This is a genomic window from Glaciihabitans sp. dw_435 (assembly GCF_018449675.1).
Taxonomy (GTDB): Bacteria; Actinomycetota; Actinomycetes; order Actinomycetales; family Microbacteriaceae; genus Glaciihabitans.
In genome coordinates, this window is sequence record NZ_JAAVUZ010000044.1 from 1 (window position 1) to 1,133 (window position 1,133).

Consider the following 1,133-nt stretch of genomic DNA (forward strand, 5'->3'; position numbering starts at 1 on the left):
CGCCGGTGGTGTGGTGGGCGACGGTGACGTCGTGTTCGGTGACGAGGATCATCACGGGGGTGCCGCCGTGGGAGCGTCCGACGCCGAGGTGGTGGAGGGTTCCGGCATGGCGGAGGGTGAGTTTGCCGAACTTGTCGACGACGTCGTAGCGGACCCGATAGTGAACCTGTCGGGCTGTTGCCGGGGTTGCTTTGAGGGTGGCGTCGTAGGCCTGCCGGGGTGTCTTCCGATCCAGCGCGCGGTGTGGGCGTTGCTCGTTATAGATGCTCTGGAACCGGTCGAGCTGGGCTTGCAGATCCCTGATCGTGGCAGCCGCGGGTTGCTGGGCGAGCCAGAGTTTCAGGGTTTGGTGGAACCGTTCGATCTTGCCCTGGGTTTGCGGGTGGTAGGGGTGGCCGTTTTTCTGCTGAATGCCGAGGTCGGCGAGGAGGTACTCGAACGCGTTGCGGGAGCCTCGATATTTTGCGGTGTAAACCAGCCCGTTATCGGTCAGGGTGGATGCCGGTGGCCCGTATTTCTCTATGTTGGCGGTGAAGGTTTCCACGACGAGGGGGCCGGTGACGTGGGGGTAAACGGTGCTGGACAGCAGCAGCCGTGAGTGGTCGTCGAGCCAGTTCAGGATCTCGACGTCCTGAAGATCGGCCAGGCGCCAGTGGGTGAAGTCGGATTGCCAGGTCTCGTTGGGTTGATCGGCCGCGAAGCGGCGCAGCGAGGACTTGGGGCGCTTCTTTGGCTCCGGAGTGATCAGCCCGGCTGTGGTCAGGATGCGGCGAATCGTCGAGGTCGACGGGACGTGGAGTCCGGCGTGTTCGAGGTGCCAGGCGATCGTGACGGGGCCGGCGTCGAGTCCGTCCGCGGTCAGCTGCTGGCGCAGCGCGAGGATCTTGTCTCGAACTTCGATGGGTGTGGCGCGTGGGTTGTGGGCTGGCCGGTGTGATCGGGGCTCGACTGCGTCGAGCCCACCCGCTTCGTAGCGGGTGACGAGGGTGTGGACCCATCGCCAGGAGACGTCAAATTTTCGTGCCGCTTCAGCCTTGGTCATTCCTTGATGGACTACGGACAACACGATCACTCGGGCCTTCGACATCATTCATCGTGACCAGAACCTGGCTATGAACAATCACGCGACTCAT

At 63.3% G+C, this 1,133-nt stretch carries 1 protein-coding gene; it reads right to left on the reverse strand.

Going from position 1 to position 1,133, the window contains the following annotated elements; all coding sequences use genetic code 11:
* On the reverse strand, window positions 1-1,042 hold a 1,042-nt coding region (locus HB677_RS18175), incomplete at its 3' end, for an IS481 family transposase (RefSeq protein ID WP_255546733.1).
* Between the last annotated feature and the right edge of the window lie 91 nt (window positions 1,043-1,133).